The organism is Buchnera aphidicola (Panaphis juglandis), assembly GCF_964059065.1.
Classification (GTDB): domain Bacteria; phylum Pseudomonadota; class Gammaproteobacteria; order Enterobacterales; family Enterobacteriaceae; genus Buchnera_L; species Buchnera_L aphidicola_AM.
This window is the reverse complement of the sequence record NZ_OZ060378.1, coordinates 127,253-145,656: the sequence shown is the minus strand read 5'-3', so window position 1 is coordinate 145,656 and position 18,404 is coordinate 127,253. Positions and strand designations below refer to the sequence as shown.

The 18,404-nt window shown below is 23.1% G+C and carries 16 protein-coding genes; 4 read left to right on the top strand and 12 right to left on the bottom strand.

Features of this window, described 5'->3' with window-relative positions; genetic code table 11:
• Positions 1–21: 21 nt before the first annotated feature.
• Genes nrdA through yfaE form a run of 3 tightly spaced genes read left to right on the top strand, consistent with a single transcriptional unit; the run spans position 22 to position 3,740 of the window.
• On the top strand, positions 22–2,295 hold the full coding sequence (gene nrdA / locus AB4W46_RS00700) for a class 1a ribonucleoside-diphosphate reductase subunit alpha (RefSeq protein WP_367678629.1): 2,274 nt from the start codon (positions 22–24) through the stop codon (positions 2,293–2,295).
• Between the two features lie 49 nt (positions 2,296–2,344).
• Positions 2,345–3,478 carry a class Ia ribonucleoside-diphosphate reductase subunit beta gene (gene nrdB / locus AB4W46_RS00695; protein ID WP_367678628.1) on the top strand — a complete coding sequence of 378 codons (1,134 nt, stop codon included), beginning with the start codon at positions 2,345–2,347 and terminating at the stop codon, positions 3,476–3,478.
• The gene (yfaE, locus tag AB4W46_RS00690) at positions 3,453–3,740 is read left to right on the top strand and encodes a class I ribonucleotide reductase maintenance protein YfaE (protein WP_367678627.1); all 288 of its coding nucleotides are present in this window, start codon (positions 3,453–3,455) and stop codon (positions 3,738–3,740) included. Before nrdB ends, yfaE begins: the two co-directional genes overlap by 26 nt.
• A 28-nt stretch (positions 3,741–3,768) precedes the next feature.
• Here yfaE and pta read toward each other — a convergent pair whose 3' ends face one another.
• The 4 genes from pta to prfA form a co-directional block, all read right to left on the bottom strand.
• The gene (pta, locus tag AB4W46_RS00685; protein ID WP_367678626.1) at positions 3,769–4,824 is read right to left on the bottom strand and encodes a phosphate acetyltransferase; all 1,056 of its coding nucleotides are present in this window, start codon (positions 4,822–4,824) and stop codon (positions 3,769–3,771) included.
• 159 nt (positions 4,825–4,983) lie between these two features.
• Positions 4,984–6,189 carry an acetate/propionate family kinase gene (locus AB4W46_RS00680; RefSeq protein ID WP_367678625.1) on the bottom strand — a complete coding sequence of 402 codons (1,206 nt, stop codon included), beginning with the start codon at positions 6,187–6,189 and terminating at the stop codon, positions 4,984–4,986.
• Positions 6,190–6,226: 37 nt separating this feature from the next.
• Positions 6,227–7,057, bottom strand: a complete 831-nt coding sequence (gene prmC, locus AB4W46_RS00675; protein ID WP_367678624.1) for a peptide chain release factor N(5)-glutamine methyltransferase — start codon at positions 7,055–7,057, stop codon at positions 6,227–6,229.
• Between the two features lie 6 nt (positions 7,058–7,063).
• Positions 7,064–8,140 (bottom strand): peptide chain release factor 1, encoded by a 1,077-nt coding sequence (gene prfA, locus AB4W46_RS00670; RefSeq protein ID WP_367678687.1) that lies wholly within the window; start codon positions 8,138–8,140, stop codon positions 7,064–7,066.
• 169 nt (positions 8,141–8,309) lie between these two features.
• On the opposite strand from prfA, the gene AB4W46_RS00665 reads away from it, so the two are divergent.
• The gene (locus AB4W46_RS00665) at positions 8,310–9,302 is read left to right on the top strand and encodes a ribose-phosphate pyrophosphokinase (RefSeq protein WP_367678623.1); all 993 of its coding nucleotides are present in this window, start codon (positions 8,310–8,312) and stop codon (positions 9,300–9,302) included.
• Positions 9,303–9,305: 3 nt separating this feature from the next.
• On the opposite strand, the gene folC is transcribed toward AB4W46_RS00665, so the two are convergent.
• The 8 genes from folC to nuoH all read right to left on the bottom strand — a co-directional run bounded on the left by folC (position 9,306) and on the right by nuoH (position 18,402).
• Positions 9,306–10,583 carry a bifunctional tetrahydrofolate synthase/dihydrofolate synthase gene (gene folC / locus AB4W46_RS00660; protein ID WP_367678622.1) on the bottom strand — a complete coding sequence of 426 codons (1,278 nt, stop codon included), beginning with the start codon at positions 10,581–10,583 and terminating at the stop codon, positions 9,306–9,308.
• Between the two features lie 549 nt (positions 10,584–11,132).
• Positions 11,133–12,566, bottom strand: coding sequence for an NADH-quinone oxidoreductase subunit N (locus tag AB4W46_RS00655; RefSeq protein ID WP_367678621.1), 1,434 nt, complete (start codon positions 12,564–12,566; stop codon positions 11,133–11,135).
• Between the two features lie 22 nt (positions 12,567–12,588).
• On the bottom strand, positions 12,589–14,073 hold the full coding sequence (locus AB4W46_RS00650) for a NuoM family protein (protein WP_367678686.1): 1,485 nt from the start codon (positions 14,071–14,073) through the stop codon (positions 12,589–12,591).
• A gap of 125 nt (positions 14,074–14,198) precedes the next feature.
• A complete protein-coding gene (locus AB4W46_RS00645) occupies positions 14,199–16,043 on the bottom strand; it encodes an NADH-quinone oxidoreductase subunit L (RefSeq protein ID WP_367678620.1) in 1,845 nt (614 codons plus the stop codon).
• Entirely contained in the window at positions 16,043–16,342 is a 300-nt protein-coding gene (gene nuoK, locus AB4W46_RS00640) for an NADH-quinone oxidoreductase subunit NuoK (protein ID WP_367678619.1), read from the bottom strand. Before nuoK ends, AB4W46_RS00645 begins: the two co-directional genes overlap by 1 nt.
• A 2-nt stretch (positions 16,343–16,344) precedes the next feature.
• Positions 16,345–16,866 (bottom strand): NADH-quinone oxidoreductase subunit J, encoded by a 522-nt coding sequence (locus AB4W46_RS00635; protein ID WP_367678618.1) that lies wholly within the window; start codon positions 16,864–16,866, stop codon positions 16,345–16,347.
• A 14-nt stretch (positions 16,867–16,880) separates the two neighbouring features.
• Positions 16,881–17,414: an NADH-quinone oxidoreductase subunit NuoI gene (gene nuoI / locus AB4W46_RS00630; protein ID WP_367678617.1), complete on the bottom strand. Its 534-nt coding sequence runs from the start codon at positions 17,412–17,414 to the stop codon at positions 16,881–16,883.
• A gap of 16 nt (positions 17,415–17,430) precedes the next feature.
• The gene (gene nuoH / locus AB4W46_RS00625) at positions 17,431–18,402 is read right to left on the bottom strand and encodes an NADH-quinone oxidoreductase subunit NuoH (protein WP_367678616.1); all 972 of its coding nucleotides are present in this window, start codon (positions 18,400–18,402) and stop codon (positions 17,431–17,433) included.
• Positions 18,403–18,404: the final 2 nt, after the last annotated feature.

Sequence of the window (18,404 nt, the reverse complement as noted above, 5' to 3'; positions counted from 1 at the left end):
TTAAAATATCGGTGATTTAAAATGAATAAAATATTATTCGTGAAAAAAAGAAACGGGGAAAAAGAAAAAATTAATTTAAATAAAATTATTACTATATTAAATCGATCTGTAAAAAATTTAAATAACGTATCAACATCAAAAGTCTTATTAAATTCACAGATACAATTTTATAATAATATAACAACAACACAAATACATAATATTATTATTAAATCTGCAGCAGATTTAATTTCTGAAAAATATCCAAATTATCAATACATGTCAGCACGACTCACAATTTTTCAAATCAGAAAAAAGGCATATAACCAATTTTATCCACCAAAACTGTATATACATATTAAAAAAATGGTTAAAATTAAAAAATATGATAGTACGATATTAAAAAATTTTTCTGTTAAAGAAATTAATCTATTAGATAGTTTTATTAATCATGATAGAGACATGAATTTTTCTTACGCTGCAGTAAAACAATTAGAAGGAAAATACTTGGTACAAAATCGTATCAATGGAACAATATATGAAAGTCCACAATTTATATATATTTTAATAGCGGCTTGTTTATTTTCAAAATATCCTAAAAAAAAAAAAATGGAATACATAAAAAAATTTTATGATGCTATTTCAACATTCAAAATTTCTTTACCTACTCCTATCATGTCAGGAGTTCGTACTCCAACTCGTCAATTTAGTTCATGTGTACTGATTGAATGCGCAGATAGTCTAGATTCAATTAATGCTACTACAAGTTCTATTGTAAAATATATCTCTCAAAGAGCTGGTATTGGTATTAATGTTGGTCAAATACGTGCACTTGGAAGTCCTATTCGAAATGGAGAAAATTTTCACACTGGATGCATACCATTTTATAAACATTTTCAAACAGCCGTTAAATCATGTTCACAAGGTGGAGTAAGAGGAGGAGCTGCGACTTTATTTTATCCAATTTGGCATCTTGAAATCGAAGATTTAATTGTTTTAAAAAATAACCGAGGTATAGAAGAAAATCGAGTTCGACACGTTGACTATTGTGTTCAAATTAACAAAATATTCTATGAAAGGATGATTAATCAAACATATATTACACTATTTAGTCCTTCTGATGTACCAAAATTATATGACTATTTTGTTTCTAATCAAAAAAAATTTAAAAAATTATACAATCAATATGAAAGTAATAATAAAATTAGAAAAAAAAGAATTAAAGCTATTGATTTATTTTTGATTATTATGCAAGAACGAACTTCAACTGGAAGAATTTATATACAAAACATTGATCACTGTAATGAACATAGTGCATTTAACCCAAAATATGCACCAGTTAAACAATCCAATTTATGTTTAGAAATTACACTACCCACTACACCTCTTTATGATTTACATGATAAAAATGCTGAAATTTCATTATGTACATTATCTGCATTAAATTTAGGTCAAATCAATAATTTAACTGAACTAAAAGAACTGTCATATTTAATAGTACGAGCTTTAGATGAACTCATTGATTATCAATCATACCCTATTTTTTCTGCAAAAAATAGTGCACACAATAGAAGACCATTAGGAATAGGAGTAGTAAACTTTGCTTACTATTTAGCAAAAAATAATTTAAAATATTCTGACGGCAGCGCTAATAACTTAACTCATCAAACATTTGAACACTTACAATATTATTTACTACAGGCATCATATAAACTAGCAAAAGAAAAGGGTCCATGCACGCTTTTCAAGCATACAACGTATTCAAAAGGAATATTACCTATCGATAGATATAAAAAAACGGTTGATACCATTTGTAATCAATCATTAAAATTAAATTGGGAAAAATTAAGAAAAAAAATCAAAAAATACGGTTTAAGAAATTCTACACTATCAGCTATTATGCCAACAGAAACGTCATCACAAATTGTTAACGCAACTAATGGAATTGAGCCACCAAGAGGATATATTACTGTTAAAGCATCAAAAGACGGAATGTTAAAACAAGTAGTTCCAGAATATAAAAAATTAAAAAAAAAATATGAACTATTATGGAATATTCCTGATAATAAAGGATACTTACATTTAGTAGCTATCATGCAAAAATTCGTCGATCAATCCATTTCTACGAATACAAATTACGATCCAAAAAAATTCCCCAAAAAAAAAATACCAATGAAATTACTTCTACAAGATCTATTAAGAGCTTACAACTTAGGTATTAAAACGCTATATTATCAAAATACTAGAGATGATTCTAAAGATTGTCAAAATGATATAAATAATAATAGTTGTTATTATGGATCATGTATACTATAAAATGTAAGAAATATTTTATTGTATTTATCTCTCATGCATTAGGAAAATAATGTCATACACAACATTCTCAAAAAAAAATAATAATCAATTAACTGAACCAATGTTTTTTGGACAACCAGTAAATATATCAAGATATGATCAACAAAAGTATTTAATTTTTGAAAAATTAATAGAAAAACAATTATCATTCTTTTGGAGACCAGAAGAAATTGACTTATCACAAGATAGAATTGATTTTCAAAAATTACCAAATAACGAAAAAAAAATATTCATTAGAAATTTGCAGTATCAAACATTACTAGATTCCATTCAAGGAAGAAGTCCAAATATTGCTTTTTTACCAATAATATCATTACCAGAACTAGAAACATGGATAGAAACATGGTCATTTTCTGAAACTATTCATTCTAGATCTTATACACATATTATAAGAAACATCATTAATTCCCCATCAATCATTTTTGATAATATTATTGAAAATAAAAATATTTGTAATAGAGCAAAAAATATCTCTTGTTATTATGATATATTAATTAATATGATTAATTATTGGAATTTATTTGGAAAAGGAGAATATCTAAATTCTGAAAAAATAAAAATTCAAGTAAATTCAAAAACTATGAAAAAAGCACTATACTTATGTCTGATTAATGTTAATGTTTTAGAAGCCATTCGATTTTATGTAAGTTTTGCATGTTCTTTTGCATTTGCTGAAAAAAAAATCATGGAAGGAAATGCAAAAATCATTAGACTAATTGCTCGAGATGAAGCACTTCATTTAACTGGTACACAACATATTATTAATATTTTAAAAACACATGAAAACGATAAAGAAATGAAAAATATAATAAAAAAATGCAAAAAAAAAGCCATAAAAATATTTAAAAAATCTGCTAACCAAGAAAAAATATGGGCAAAATATTTATTTAAAAATGGTTCTATGTTGGGATTAAATGAAAAAATTCTTTGTAAATACATCGAATATATTACAAACATCAGAATGCAAGCGTTAGATCTACCAGAAATATTTTCAAAAACACAAAATCCAATTCCTTGGATGAATAACTGGTTAATTTCAGACAATGTACAAGTTGCTCCTCAAGAATCTGAAATCAGTTCATATTTAACTAATCAAATAGATTGCGAAATTCCAAAAAATGAATTTAAAAACTTCAAATTATAATTTATATTATAAAATATATATCCCAAATAAAGTTTTTTATATTAAAAAAAAAAATTCAAAAATCTCTTTACTTCAAATATTATTAAAAGAAAAAGTCAAACTATTATATCAGTGTCAAGAAGGATATTGTGGAATATGTAGAATAAAATTAAAGAAAGGATCAATTAAATATTTTAAAAATGATATTCTTGCTGTAAAAAAAAAAGGATACATCTTACCATGTTGTTGCAAAATAATCAGTAACATTAAAATTTTAATATGAATATAAAAATATAAAATAAAAATATATTTTAAAAGAAATTTTGTGATTGAATTGATGTTATAGCAATTGTATAAACAATATCATCAATTTTTGCTCCTCTTGATAAATCATTAATTGGTTTAGATAAACCTTGCAAAATTGGACCAATAGCATTTATATCGTAGGATTTTTGAACTGCTTTATAAGTAATATTTCCAGAATTTAAATCAGGAAAAATAAAAATATTAGCTTTTCCACGTAAAGGAGAAAATTTACATTTAATATTTGAAATATATTCATCAACCGCAGCATCATATTGAATAGGACCATCAATAATTAAATGAGGACAAATTTTTTTTACTAACTGTGTTGCTTGTCTTACTTTATCCACAGAATCTCCGTATCCTGAACATCCAGTAGAATATGACAACATAGCTATTTTTGGTTTAATATTAAACATCATGGATAAATTAGCAGAAGAAATTGCAATTTCAGATAATTGTTGTGCATTTGGATTAATATTCATTGCACAATCTCCATATAATAAAATTTGATTTTTAAATAACATAAAAAAAAATGAGGATACTAATGAAGATCGATATTTATCCAATTTTTTTGAACCAATAATTTTTAAAGCAACGCGTAAAACCGAAGATGTTGGATATTTTACTCCACATACAATACCGTCAACTTCATTATTATGTAACATTAATGATGATAATGTGATATTATTTTTAATATTAAATATCATATTAGAATCATCAGTAATATTTTTTTCCTGGCATAATGATAACAAGATTTCAAGATATTTTTCACGTATTTCATCAGGATTAACAATAGTAATATTATTTAAAAAACTAATATTACAACTATTAATTATTGAATTTATTTTTTTTTCATCACCTAATAATATACATTCTGCAACATCTAAATTAGAAATAATTGATGCTGCTTGAATAATACGTACTTCATTTCCCTCAGGAAGTAATATACGTCTTTTATTTTTTTTAGCATTATTCAAAATATTTTTTTTAAAAATAATATCGCTGGTATTAGAATTTAACGATTTTTTAAATTCTTGATATAAAGAGTTTATATTTTTCATAAAATTTTTCTTATATACTATAATAAATCGTAAAAATATGAACCATTATTAAATGCAATTATATACAAATCATGTATATAAATAATAAAATATCTAAATTTTAAACATAAAATTTAAATAATTGAAATAAAACCAATAAAAATAAATAATATTATATATTTAAGAAAATAATTGAATTGTTTCCTCAGCAATGACTAAATCTTCATTAGTTGGAATAACCAAAATTGGTATTGTGGATTTTTTATTAATAAAAGAACTTTTATGCAAAACATAATCTTGATTAAGTGAATCATCTAACTCTAATCCTAAGAATTTTAAATTTAATAGTGCTAATTTTCGGACTAAAAAAGAATTTTCACCAATCCCCCCAGTAAAAATAACAGCGTCTATTTTACCAAATAATACAGAAGCATAAGAACTAATATATTTTGATAAACTATAACAAAAAACATTTACTGCTCGATAAGATTCATTTTCAGAATAGTAATTTTTTTCAACATAACGAAAATCACTCGTAATACCATTGGTAAGACCTAAAATGCCAGATTTATTTATTAAAATATCTTGAATAGTATTTATTGGGATATTTAATACATCATTCATAAAAAAAATAATAGATGGATCTAAGTTACCACTTCTAGTTCCCATAACTAAACCTTCTAATGGAGTTAGACCCATAGATGTATCAACACATCTTCCATTAACAATAGCAGAAATCGATGATCCGCCACCTAGATGACAAGTAATAATATTTAAAGATTGAATACTTTTATCCAAAATTTTAGATGCTTGTTGTAAAACATAACTATGACTAATCCCATGAGCTCCATATCTTCTAATGTTATAATCCTTATATAAATAATAAGGAATCGCGTATAAATATGCAGACTCAGGTAAAGTATTATAAAATGCAGTATCAAAGACAGCGACATTATTTTTAGACAAATTAGGAAAATATTTCATAGATAAATGAATTCCTAACAAGTTTAAAGGATTATGTGATGGTGCAAAAACAATATTTTTTTTAATAATTTGAATAATATTATCATTAATAATATATGAACGAGTTAAATCACATCCCCCGTGTACTACACGATGACCAATAAATTTGATACGATTAATGATATTTTTATATTTTGTGAAAATATTTTTCACCATAAATGTTAAAGCTTGCTCATGTGATTCATAATCATTAAGAATAATTTTTTTTTTATCATGATCACATTCCCATGTAACAAATGATTTTAATAAATATAAACGTTCAAAAGTACCAAAAAAAATTTTTTTTTTACTAATAGTATTAAGAATAGAAAATTTTAATGAAGAACTACCACAATTTAATACTAAAACTAAAGTTTTTGACATTTTGTAACCTCATAAAGATAAAAATATTTAAAAATATCTATATATTTAATTTTTGACCTACTGTAACTCTATCATATCCTATATAATCTTTATATGTTGTAATATTAAAAAAACCGTTTTTTTTTAACAATTTCATAATTTTAAACTTTTGCCATGGACTATGTTCTAATAGTAACCACCCTCCGTATAATAAATAATTCGGAGCATGTGAAATAATATGTTCAAAACTTGACATACCAAAATTTTTAGAAATTAATGAAAAATATGGTTCAAATTTTACATCTCTTTTTAAGTAATAAATTTCATCTATACTAATGTACGGAGGGTTACTTACAATAATATTAAACTTATTTTGTATTGTAGAAAACCAATTACTAAAAAAAAAACAAACATTTTTTAAATTTAAATTTTTTGCATTCTTTCGAGCAATATGAATTGATTTCCGATTATAATCAATACCAAAAACATTACATGATCTTTCTTCAAAAGCAATAGATAAAGATACTGCACCACAACCTGTTCCTAAATCTAAAACATTATCATATTTTAATATTCTTAATAAACTTTGCTCCACTAAAATTTCTGTTTCTGGTCTAGGAATTAACGTATCTTTTGTTACTATTAACGATAATGACCAAAATTCTTTTTTTTTAATAATATAAGCAATTGGTTCTCTATAAAAACGACGAATAAGTAATTTTTTCAATAAAAATATTTCATAAATATTTAATATATAATCATCAAATATATTAATCCAAGTTCTTGTTTTTTTAATAACGTGACTTAACAAAACTTCAGAATCTAATAATGGATTCTCTAAATGAGATAATATCTTTTTCGAATATTTTAACCACGTACTAATCTTCATAATTACTTATACAATATCTTGAGATAAAATGTTAGAGTTATATTCTTGCATAATTGGATCAATTAAAATATCTAAATTACCATGTAATATTGTTTGTAAAGAATATACAGTAAAATTAATACGATGATCAGTAACTCTATTCTTTGGAAAATTATACGTTCGATTACGATCTGAACGATCACCAGTTCCCAAAAGATTACGCCGAATTAAAGAATTTTTTTGATGACGCTTTTCCATTTCACTAGCATGAATTCTAGATGATAAAATAGATAAAGCTTTAGCTTTATTTTTATGTTGAGATCTCTCATCCTGACATTCTACTACTGTACCTGTAGGAATATGAGTGATTCTAATCGCTGAATCAGTAGTATTCACGTGCTGACCACCAGCTCCAGAAGATCGAAAGGTATCAATTTTTAAATCAGAAACAGTAACTTTAATTGCGTCCTCTTGTGGAATTTCAGGAATAACTGCTACTGTACATGTAGATGTATGAATTCTTCCTTGAGATTCTGTTTGTGGAACTCTCTGAACACGATGACCTCCAGATTCAAATTGTAATTTACTAGATGCTCCATGTCCAATGATTCTAATAATAATCTCTTTAAATCCACCCTTTTCACCAATATGACTATTCATAATTTCCACATTCCAGTTTTTACTTTCTGCATATTTTCCATACATTTTAAACAAATCACCGGCAAAAATTGCAGCTTCATCACCACCAGTCGCTGCTCGAATTTCTACAAAACAGCTTTTATAGTCATAAATATTTTTTTCCATCAGCATACTATATAATTTTTTCTCGATAACAATATTTTTTTCACGTAATATCTTTAATTCTTCACGAACCATTTCTGAAAATTCAATATCACATAGTAATGATTTTGTTGATTTGATATCTTTTTGTAAAGTTTTCCATTTTAAAAAAAAATTAATAAATTTTGATAATTTTAAATATTTTTTAGATAATTTTTTATATTTATTCAAATCAGAAATAGTTTCTTTCGAAGAAAGTAACAATTCAATTCTCTTAAATTCTAAATATAATTTTTCTAATTTACTTATTATTGTATCTTTCAAATGCACAAATTCCTTCATCAAATGATTAAAATAATATGAATAGCACTCAAATAACATTTATTTTATATAATTAAAAATAATGCATAATAATACTAACATAATTTATAAATTATAATTATAATAAAATTTTAAATTAAATAATGAATTATACAACATAAAAGAGATCATTATGTTAAATATGAAAATATTTTCTGGAAATTCTATTCCAGAATTAGCACAACAAATTGCAAATAATTTATATAGTAATCTTGGTAAAGCCACAGTAGATCGATTTAGTGATGGTGAAATTAGTGTTAAAATTAACGAAAATGTTCGTGGTGATGACATTTTTATAATACAATCTACATGTTATCCGACTAATGATAATATTATTGAATTAGCTGTTATAATAGATGCATTACGTCGCGCTTCCGCTGGACGTATTACAGCAGTAATACCATATTTTGGATATGCTCGTCAAGATCGGAGAGTACGGTCAACACGTGTTCCTATTACAGCAAAAATTGTTGCAGATTTCTTATCTAATGTTGGTATTGATCGTATTTTAACAGTTGATTTACATGCAGAACAGATACAAGGATTTTTTGATGTACCTGTAGATAATGTTTTTGGAAGTTTCGTATTATTAGAAGATATGATTAACTCAAAACTTAAAGATCCAATTGTAGTCTCACCAGATATAGGTGGAGTAATCAGAGCACGAGCAATTGCAAAATTACTATATGATACAGATATGGCAATTATAGACAAAAGAAGACCAAAAACCAATGTCGCACAAGTTATGAATATTATTGGTGATGTTAAAAATAGAGATTGTATTTTAGTTGATGACATGATTGATACAGGTGATACCTTATGTAAGGCTGCAAAAGCTCTAAAAAAAAGAGGAGCTAATAAGGTATTAGCATACGCTACACATCCTGTATTTTCAGGAAATATTTTAAATAATATTAAAAAAACATATATCGATGAAATTATTGTTTGTGATACAATACCATTAAAAAAAGAAATAAAACAACAAAAAAAAATAAGAATATTAACGTTATCTACTATGTTAGCAGAAGCAATACGAAGAATAAGTAATGAAGAATCAATATCAGCTATGTTTGAGTACAAAAATACAAAAATTAAACAACATCAAAAAAAAAAATATTCATTATAAAAATTAATGATAAAATATATTTTTCATGAAAAATAAGGCTTCTGAAACTGTAAAAAAAGAACCAAAAACTACTATTATATCTGTTTTTTTTATCGTATGAATGAGATAATATAATATACTACGTATACTGGTTGAAAAAATAGAATCTTTTGGTAAATATTTTTTTAAAATGTTTTCAGAAAAACAAATAGAATTTTTTAAAGGAGCATAATGCCATACATTAATTATTCTAGACATCATTAAAATGGTATTCTTAATATCTTTTCTTTTTAACATACCTATAATTCCATAAAAATTATGATTTTTCTTCGACCGTAGTGATAATTGTTTTAATTTTTTATTTAAATAATTCGCAGAATGAGGATTATGGGCAACATCTAGTATTACCCTAGGAGTGTTATAAACAGTATGAAATCTACCTTCTAAAAAAAAACCTTTTACAGATTCTTTAATTATATTTTTAGTAATAGAAAAACCTGAAATACGTAATGCAACTAATGCAATAGACGCATTACATAAAGATATTTTAGGTATTGATAAATTATTCAATATTCCATATTTATCATAAAAATCCCAGGAACTTTGATATTTTACCCAATTCCATTCATAACCCAAACGATGTAAATATACTTGTAAAGTATTAGCACGTTGATATACAGAATATGGAATATTTTTATCACCAATAATAACGTGAATTCCATGTCTAAAAATACCAGATTTTTCATAACCTATTTCATCTCTTGTATTACCTAAAATATTCTGATGATCAAAATCAATATTAGTAATAATGCTGATATTTGGACTAATAATATTAGTTGCATCTAATCTACCACCAATCCCAACTTCTAGAATCATTATATCAATATTCATTTTTTTAAATATTAATAGTGCAGATAATGTAATAAATTCAAAAGATGTTAATGGATCCTTGATTTGATTAAATTCAACTTTTTTAAAATAATGAATATGAAAACTAGATTGAGTAATACATTTACCATTAATTCTAATGCGTTCATAATAATTCAATAAATGAGGTGAAGTATATAATCCAGTTCTATAACCTGCTTTTAAAAATAAATTTTCTAAAAAATAAGCAGTACTTCCTTTTCCATTAGTACCAGTAATCGTAATGACATATGCAGAAGTTTTCAATATATTTAATTTTTCTGCTACTAAAATAACATTTTTTAAAGAAAAGTTAATGGGATTTGAATTTTTTTTATTAATATAATTTAACCACCATAACATAACCTTTGATTCATTTAAATCATCATTTTTCATAAGAATAATACTTTTAAAAAATTTATCAATTAATAATACAATATCAATAAAAACTTATAAGTTTGTATCATAATCAATGCATTAAAAAAGAAAAAAATAATAAAAAAACCATTTTACAAAACTATATTTTCAATTAAATCTTTCAAAAATAAATAATATTTATATAAAAATATAAAATTAAAAATTAAAATATATTATTTTAAATAATAAAAAATATAATATTAAAAATCTATTATAAATTTTATTTAATACAATATAATATTATTAATATCAATCATCAACTCTTATGTACAATATTATGAAAATTAATATAAAATTATTTTCAAGATTTATATCAATTAATAATCATATTGTATGATTCGTACTTTATTATCATCACAATACTATAAATATAATTCATTATTTATAATGATATTATTATAAAAACGTATTCATTAAAATATTTATAAAAATTATTAAAAAAATAAATACAATAGATATTCATTAATGAATACACAACAACTGTCTTAAATTATTATCAGAATCATAAAAATAAAAAATAAGTCTTTATTATACGATATTTAATATCAAATTAGGAAATATTCCAAATATTAAAATCATAATACTGAAAAATAAAACAAAAATTTTAATGAATTTATATGAAATTATTCCATGTAAAAAATTATTATTATGATTTCTTTTAATATATATATTTATCAAAACTTTTAAGTAATAATATATTCCTAAACCAGAATTGAATAATATTGAAAAATTCAACAAAAAATAACCTTTACAAATCGATATCATAATTATTAAAAATTTTGTAATAAAACCAAATGTAAATGGTATACCCAAAAAGGAAAACAAAATAATAATTATGGAAATTCCAAAAACAGGATTCTCAAAAAATATATTTGAATAAAAAGATATTTTATTAATTTGAATTAAATATAAATAATGTAATATATTTAATATACTAAAAATACCAATATTACTGATAATGTAGTTTATAAAATATATTACCGACAATTTATGAGATATGTAAGAATCATGAATCATAAATAATGTTGTAGCAAGATAACCCATATGAACTACAGATGCGTACCCCAAAAAATTTAAAATATTTTTTTGAAAAACTGACATGATACTACCAAAAATAATTGAACTAACTGATATTGATTCCATAATAAAATATAATATTTGAGATTTTTCATATGGAAAATACATGAATAGATTCATTAATGCAGAAAAAACTGCAATTTTAATAACAGTTGTAGAATATAATAAAACTACAGGAGATACATTAATATAAATATCAGATATCCAAAAATGTAAAGGAAACAATGATAACTTAAAAAAAAATGCCGTCAATACAAAAAATAAACCAATTAATAAAACTATATTATCTCGTTTACTATTCACTAATAATGAAATTTTGATAACATCAAAACCCAAGCTTCCACACATTAAATATATTAAAGTAATACCAAATAACATCAAAATAGTTATTATACTGGATTGTATGAAATATTTTAATACCACACCTACTATTTTTTTTTTTTGCATAGAATACATCATCAAACCATATATAGGTAATGACATTAACTCCAAACCAATAAAAACAGAAAACATATGATGAGCAATTGTTAATAACATTGAACCCATAATAGAAGATAATATTAATATATAAAATTCTTCTCTATATAAAAATAAATCTTTTAAATAAAAATATGAAATAAAAATCATACATAAACTTGAAAAAATTATCATATCAATATATTTCATAGAATAAAAATCAAAACACAACAAATTTGATACATATATTGGATTTACATAATTTAAAAATAATAATAAAATAAAAATCAATACTATACTAAAAAAAGTTAAAAAAAACACAAAAAAATGATTTCTTTTTATAATTATAGAACATATAATGCTTACAATACTCATTGTTAATACAAAAAAAGGAACTAAAACCATTATTTTTGAAATCGACATAAACATATTTAAAATAACCTTTTAAAAATCAACATATATATATTGTTTTATTAAAATCATGTATAGTACTTAAAATTATGTTTGGAAAAAGACCTAAAAAAACAATTATGAAAATAAAAAAAATAAATAAAAAAAACTCATAATTATTAATCTGTTGACAAACTTTAATGATGATATTTTTTTGAATACCATAAAATATTTTATGAATTATATTTATTGAATATATAAAAGAAAAAAATAAACTAAAAATTAAAATACATGCTACGTATTGAAATTTATAGAAAATCCCAGTCAGCATCATGATTTCACCAATAAAATTAATTGTACCTGGAAAATTCAAATTTGTAAAAATAAAAAACATAAAAAAACCAGGAATCCATTTTATACTCGTATATATACCACTTAAATGATCAATGGAAGATATTTTAAAACAATGATATATATGACTAAATATTATAAATAAAGCTGATGTTGACAATGCACTAAAAACTATTTGAATTATTGCCCCTTGATGTCCAACAACATTTTCACAATATATAGCCATTAATATAAAACCCATATGAGAAATTGAACTATAGGAAATAATTTTTTTTATCTGTTTTTCAGAAAAAGCCATAAAAGCACCATAAAAAGCAGTCATCAAACTTAATGCTATAATTAATGGAAGAAAATAGTGTGAAGATTTTTGAAATAAACTTATGTTAAATCGTAATAAACCATACGCTCCTACTTTAATTAAAAGACCAGATAAATCAATAGAACTATCTACTGGAGATTGATTATGAAAATCTGGTAACCAACCATGAAAAGGTAAAATAGGTAATTTAACAGCAAAAGCAACAAAAAAACCAAGCATTATTAAACATTCTATAGGAAAACTAATTCTACCATGTATTAAATAATTATAATTAAATGTAAAAATATTTGTCTCATGATAAAAATTTAAAGAAAGTAATATAATAGAAAACAACATTAAAATACTAGAAATTTGTGTATATAATAAAAATTTATTGGATGTAAATATCCTTTTTCTCTCTTGATATTTTTTATTACCCCAAAAAATCATTATAAAATATACAGGTATAATCATCATTTCCCAGAAACAAAAAAACAAAAATAAATCTATAGACAAAAGAGTTCCAATAGTTCCTGTAAATAATAAAAATAAATTCATATAAAAAAAACCATTGTAACTCTTATATTTCCATGATGATAAAATGGATATTATTCCTAAAATACTTGATAAAGAAATCATCATTAAAGATAAACCATCCATACCTAAATGGAAATCTATGCCTAATATTGATATCCATGGTAATATGATTTCCTCTTTCCAATATCCATGATATAAATGAATACTATGAAAATAAAAATCCTTTATCCAGAAAAAAATTGATAATAAAAAAACTAATAATAAAGAAAATAAAGAAAAAAACCTTACAAAAAAAATATGCCTATCTCTACATATTCCACAAAAAATAGAACTCATAATTGGAATTATAATAAATAACATTAGTAACATAAAATAAACCCTATATACATAATAAATATTTAAAAAATTCACATAAATAATATAAAATATAGCAAATTAATACCAATATTAACTAAAATTTTTCATATTTTAAATCTACATGAATCTTAATATAAAATAATCATACAAGTTAAAAATATAGTATATATTATAATCATCATAATATATAAACTCAAAATTCGATTCTCAGTATACAAAAATATATAATTTAATTTTTTTAAAACCAATACTGAAAAATCTATTGAATATTTAAAGGGTTTATTAGATAAAAAATTTATAAAACAAAAATATGGTTTAATAAAAAAAACATGATAAAAATCAAAAAAACCAAAACCTCTAGTTAAAATAATATAAAAATAACGCATAAATTTATATTTTAAAAAATTTAATAAAAAAAAACGATTTATGATATATAAATAATAAGATACAAAAAAACCAGAAAATACCATAAAACTAGAAAAAAACTCTAGATATATTTTATTTAAATGATGCGTCACAGGAATATTTTTAAACATGCATGATATATCAGGTATAATATAAAAACCAACATAAGTAGAAAAAATAGAAAAAATTATCAATGGAACATATTCTAATTTTGAAATTGAAACATTTTTTCTAACAATTCTTGATGTTGAGTGAAATGTTACTATTAATAACCTTGAAATATATACAGATGTTAAAAAAGAAGATATCATCGCAATAATGAAAAATAAAATATGATGACTATTATATGCATACAATAAAATTTCACCTTTACTATAAAATCCGGAAGTAATAATTGGAAACGCTGATAAAGAACAACCTCCAATTAAACAAAAAATATATAAAAAAGGGAACTGACGATATAATTTATTACCCATCAAAAAAATATTTTGTTCTTTTTGGCATTTAAAAATTAAAGAACCGATTGATAAAAATAATAACGCTTTGAAAAATGCATGAGTTAATAAATGTATCAGTGCACAATTCCACGCTCCAATACCTAAAGCAAGAAACATATATCCAATTTGACTCATTGTAGAATAAGCTAATATATATTTTATATCTTTTTGAACTAATGCTGAACAACTAGATAAAAATAATGTCAAACATCCTATGATACCAACTATCATTAAAATATCTGGTGTTAAAATAAAAATATCATAATTTCTTAAAATCAAATATACACCAGCCGTCACCATTGTAGCAGCATGAATTAAAGCTGAAACTGGAGCAGGACCAACCATAGCTTTTGGTAACCAAACCTGTAAAGGTATTTGAGCTGATTTTCCAACTGCACCTAGTAACAATAATAAAGTAATTACATTTAAAAATTTTTGATACTGTATCAAATGAACTTTAATTAAAAATCGTATCTCATAAAAACCAAAAGTATGATAATGAGTATAAATCATCAAAATTGCTAGTATAAAAAATAAATCTCCAATTTTGGTAATAAGAAATGACTTCATAGAAGATAAATTAACAAAAGTCTTATAGTAATAAAAATTAATTAAAAGATATGAACAAAAACTAACACCTTCCCATCCAAGATACATAAATAAAAAATTATCAGATAAAACTAATATCAGCATATTTGCTACAAATAAATTCATAAAAGCAAAAAAATGTGCATAATAATTATCTTTTTTCATATACCAAGATGAAAAAACATAAACAAGTAGTGTTACAAATGTAATCATCATAATAAATAAATAAGACAAATTATCTACTAAAAAAGTAATATTAATTCTACAATTTTCTAAAAACCACCAAGTCCATAATGTTTTATAATATATAAAATAATGATTTAAAATACATATACGACCTAAAAAAAAAACTAACAAAGTAGAAATAAAAGAAGAAATAATACTAATTATTACAACAAACCTATATGATAAAAAATATCTAAAAAAAAATAAAATAAAAAAACTAATTAAAGGTAATAAAACTACCAAACAAGCTGTATTCATTAAAAAATCTCACGTAATTTATTAATATTTAAAGTATTCGTATTTCTAAAATACTGTATTAATAATGATAAACTTAAACTAGCTTCAATTGCAGAAATAGTAATTATTAAAATATAAAGCATATGTCCATCGTGATTATTCCAATAATTTCCAATACAAACTAGAAATAAAGATATAGAATTAATCATAATTTCTAAACCAATTAATATAAAAAATAAATTTTTATGTAATATAACTGAAATTAAACCCAATAAAAACAAACATGAAAATAAAAAAAAAACATTTAATATAGATATCATATTTAATCGTTCCGATTATTAGTACAAATAGATGACTGAAATAATTTTTTTTTTTTTGAAACTAAAAATACAATAATTAAAATCGATAATAATAATATTGAAACAAACTCAACAATTAAAATATAAGATTCAAATAAATTAATACCGATAGCATTTAAATCAAGATCTTTTATAGAAATATATTTATTTTTTAGAAATAATAGTAACCTATATAACATTAAAATAATAAAAAAACAAAATAAAAATATGTAAAAATAATTAATTTTAATATTATATCGATTTTTACTAGATATACTATAATTTAACATCATAACTACAAAAACAAATAATACCAAAATAGCACCAGAATAAATAATAATTTGTAATGATGCAATAAAATAATTACCTAATAAAAAAAGAATACATGAAGTAGTTAACATTGAAAGAGAAAAATAAAATAAAGCATACATAATATTTTTTTGAATAATTGAAAAAACCGTAAAAACAATTGTTATATAAGATAATAAATTAAATATTAAAAACATTTCATGGTATTCCTTTATGGTAATAAATCTTTAACATTAATTGGAGTACTGGAATTAAGAATCTTTGTATTATTTATTGATACTCCACACTGTTGATAAAAATTATATCGATCATTTTTTCCACTTCCTAAAATTGATAAATCAGATTTTTCATATACTAAATTTTGTCTTTTAAAATCACCTAACTCAAAATCAGGAATTAACTGAATTGCAGTAGTTGGACAAGCTTCTTCACATAATCCACAAAAAATACATCTTGAAAAATTAATTCTAAAAAACCTTGGAAACCAACGTCCAGATTCCTTTTGAGATTTTTGTAAAGATATACAACTAACAGGACATACTGCAGAACATAGATTACATGCAACACATCTATCTTCACCATTTGGATCTTTTGTTAAAACAACACGACCACGATATCTTGGAGATAAATATATTGGATGTTCTGGATATAATCGAGTTTCACGTTTTTCTAAAATATGTTTTAATGTTATAAAAATACTTCGTATTTGTGTAAAAAAACTTAAAATAAATTTTTTAAAATACATAATACACCTAAAATAATTAATTCAATAATATAACAAAAGCAGTAATAACTAAATTTAATAATGTTAATGGTAGGCATATTACCCATCCAAAATATAATATTTGATCATATCTTGGTCTAGGTAAAGATGCTCTTAATAAAATAAATAAAAAGATAAAAAAAAGTGTTTTAAAAAAAAACCAAAAATATCCCGAAAAAAATGGACCATACCAACCACCAAAAAACAAAGTAGTCATCAATGATGCAGTAACAATCATAGATGTGTACTGACCAATAAAAAACATTCCAAATTTCATACCAGAATATTCAATATGATATCCATCTGCTAATTCTTGTTCAGATTCTGGTTGATCAAATGGATGACGATGGCATAGGGATAAAATAGCTACTAAAAATGTTAAACAACCGAAAAACTGAGGAATTACATTCCATAAATGTTTTTGAGAATTTACAATATCAATTAAATTAAATGAATGAGATCTAGCAACAACACCCATTAAAGATAAACCTAAAAATACTTCATAACTTAAAGTTTGCGCAATAGAACGTATTGCACCTAATAAAGCATATTTATTATTACTTGACCAACCAGCAAATAAAATAGAATAAACTGATAGAGACGCCATAATTAAAAAAAATAAAACACCAATATTTAAATTAATAATTAAAGCATGATTATTGATAGGTATTATCACCATAACGAATAATAATGATAAAAAAGCAATAACCGGTGCGATAATAAACATAGCAGCTCTACTAAAATCAGGGACCCAATCTTCTTTAAATAGCATTTTAATCATATCAGCTAATAATTGTAACAAACCAAACCAACCAACACGATTAGGACCATAACGATTTTGAAATAAACCCAATAACCGACGCTCCACAAAACTTAACATCGCACTAAAAAAAATAATTTCAAAAACAAACTTACACGATCGTAAACAACAATGAAAAATCTTAATAATATTAAAAAATGAAATTGTCATAA